At 34.8% G+C, this 2,712-nt stretch carries 1 protein-coding gene, 1 tRNA gene and 2 pseudogenes; all 4 read left to right on the top strand.

The features are described from left to right. Window positions 1-424 precede the first annotated feature (424 nt). Window positions 425-532: pseudogene (locus tag ACFINW_RS09750) on the top strand (exonuclease); the annotation flags it as partial. Window positions 533-651: 119 nt separating this feature from the next. Continuing rightward, the gene (locus ACFINW_RS09745) at window positions 652-870 is read left to right on the top strand and encodes a hypothetical protein (RefSeq protein ID WP_375618906.1); all 219 of its coding nucleotides are present in this window, start codon (window positions 652-654) and stop codon (window positions 868-870) included. A 6-nt stretch (window positions 871-876) separates the two neighbouring features. Continuing rightward, window positions 877-1,471 (top strand): annotated as a pseudogene (locus tag ACFINW_RS09740) (tyrosine-type recombinase/integrase); the annotation flags it as partial. A gap of 942 nt (window positions 1,472-2,413) precedes the next feature. Further along, a tRNA-Ser gene (locus ACFINW_RS09735) sits at window positions 2,414-2,503 on the top strand. The last annotated feature ends 209 nt before the right edge of the window (window positions 2,504-2,712 follow it).

Raw genomic sequence — 2,712 nt, 5'->3', positions numbered from 1 at the left:
CCTGCTTCTATAAGACTATAATGGTTGTCAATGTTATCGGCGTTAATGATGAGATTGCCGTGAGATTGTATCATCCCTTGACGAGTAGGCGAAAATTCTTGCGTGACAGTTTTCTGTATCATGTGAGATAATTATTCCATCGGTACCCTTGAAAAAAAGCGAACTTTCACTCTCTTCATTCCAAGTAAATGCCTTGTATACTATCCCATCTTCTAAAGTTATCTTACCATAAGTTGCCTCTTTGTTGGGCAAAGAATTTTTAAAGTGAAAATCACATATGTTTCCTGAACATTCAACTTCCTCATAGGAAACGGCCCCACATTTCTACCCTCAACTCATTTGCTACACTTGTTGTATGATACAAAATCGCATTTTCAATTGGATCAAACCCCTCTGGTTTTTGGAATGCGATGGTGACTTCTTCCGTTTTTTCCGTGATGATCAACAAATTGAACAGATCAATCAAGTTGTTGAAGCCTTTTTAGCAGAGATAGAACGAGAGATACAACAACTCTCAACAAAAGCTGCTTAACCTTATGGGGGTGTTTTGTTCCCCGCATATCTACGAGCACCCCCACCCTTCTTAACACTTTCAAGTAATGCGTGATTCACGCCACACGTGAATTGCATCTCAATGTAAGGAGAAAAGATATGGCACCTCGTAAAGCTATCATAACGCAAGCAGACATTGCACGAGCTTTAAGAGAAGCAAAAAAGCAAAAATGCGAACTCATAGAAATCAAACCTACCGGTGAACTGCTTATCTATCTTAAAGCAGATATTCCAATACCAAATTCAGTTAGCCACCCAGACAAACTTTTAGATTTGTCAAAGAATGAATATTACGAAACCGCACTCTCTAAGATGTAAAATACCATGCCTAAACCACGTCCTCCTCATCTCGTTAAACAAATTACTCAACATGGCAAAATTGTATGGTATGTACGTATTGGTCATGGCAAACGCATTAGAATACGCGGTACCTATGGAACGCAAGAGTTTGTTGATAACTACAAAAGCGCACTTGCCGAGTTACAAGGGCTTATACTTCCTAAATCAAAAACTGGTAAACTTGTTGAAGGTTCATTCGCATGGCTCCTTAAATAATATTTTAATAGCTCCAATTGGCATAGCCTTTCTAAAGTCACCCAAAAACAAAAAGAACTCATCCTTATGAAGGTATGTGATTGGAGAAGAAACATTCATTTGTGGTAAAGAAGGTAAAAAACTAGTTAAAGAAAGTTTTGGCAACCTTTTTCGTGAGGCTTGTAACGTAGCGGGAATCAAAAAATCAGCACATGGCTTAAGAAAATTAGCAGCAACACGCGCAGTTAATTCTGGTGCAACAGTCTCGCAACTCAAAGCAGTTTTTGGCTGGACAGACGACACTATGACATCTCTTTACACAAAGAGCGCAGACCGTAAAAAACTCGCTCTTGAAGCCATAAAAAAGCTTCAAAAAGATGAGGAAAAGAGGCCTATAAAACTCAATAGAATCAGGAACAACCTATTCTCTCATATTAGACATAAATATTTTATTTTACACATATTTGTGAATGAAACGGCTTTTAAAACCTTGTCTGTTAAAGTTTATGCTTTTTGCCTCTACATAATTTAGCGTTTTTAAGTTCTATTCTTGAAAAACTATGCAATACTTTAACACACTATTTATTGATCTAAGCGTTCAATAATCTTTTCTTCCATTCAAATTACCTTTTTGCTTATCCTAAAGAAAAAAGCATTATAAATATACCTAATTTTCAGTCATATCTGGAAAAGGTTTTAAACTGTCGATGCAAATCTTACACAACGTTTTATTCAAATAGTGTAAATCAGCCCTTTCCTCCAAGATACCCTTTAGACGCATTAAATATCTGAATATTTTTATTTAAAAAATAAAAATCTTTTAAAGAGCTTTCTTATTGAATTGTACTTATTTAAACTCAATAAAAATTTTCCTTGAATATATATCCCATTCTTACAAATTTATCTCTCATAAACTGTCAAAGCAATAACATTTTCTTTTCGCAGATATGACCGATCTAAATAGAATAAATATCTGGAAAGGTAAAATAATTTAAAAATACACGACCGAAATTTAATATAATTTATCAAACATTTTCAACTGAACTTTTCTTATTATTACGAAAACGACCATTAGAACTTAAAAAATATTGCTTTGTGAAAAATTTTCAAACAGGAAAAAGAAATGATAAATATCATAATTACCTTTCATTTTTTCAGAAAAAACTATCATATTTAAAAATGAAATTCTTAGATAACACACTCAAAGAATTAACTTATGAAGAATTATTTTAATTGAAACTTAAATGGTTTTACAAAGAACGCTTTAAAATGCGTATTAAAATGATTGACCTTTTGCAAGAAATTTGTCAAAAAGCATGTCTAGTTTGGAGGGGTGGCCGAGCGGTTTAAGGCACCGGTCTTGAAAACCGGCGTGCAGGAGACTGTACCGTGGGTTCGAATCCCACCCCCTCCGCCACAGCACTTTTATAGTTGTAGCTTGCCAGCTGTAGCTTGCCAGCAGGTTTTGTATGTAGCTTGCCAGCGGGTTTTGTATATTTTGCCACTAGGTTTTGTACCAATTTATTTTTTCTCAAAGAGTTTTAAAGATGTTCTCAAAGGGTCTTCAAATGCTTTTCAAAGGGTATTTAAAGCTCTCTTTAACGCATTTTTCTGCTCCTATTTTTC

Source organism: Bartonella sp. AA18HLJMS, assembly GCF_042197245.1.
Lineage (GTDB): Bacteria > Pseudomonadota > Alphaproteobacteria > Rhizobiales > Rhizobiaceae > Bartonella.
The sequence above is the reverse complement of the archived record's forward strand: the minus strand, read 5'-3'. Positions and strand labels throughout refer to the sequence as shown.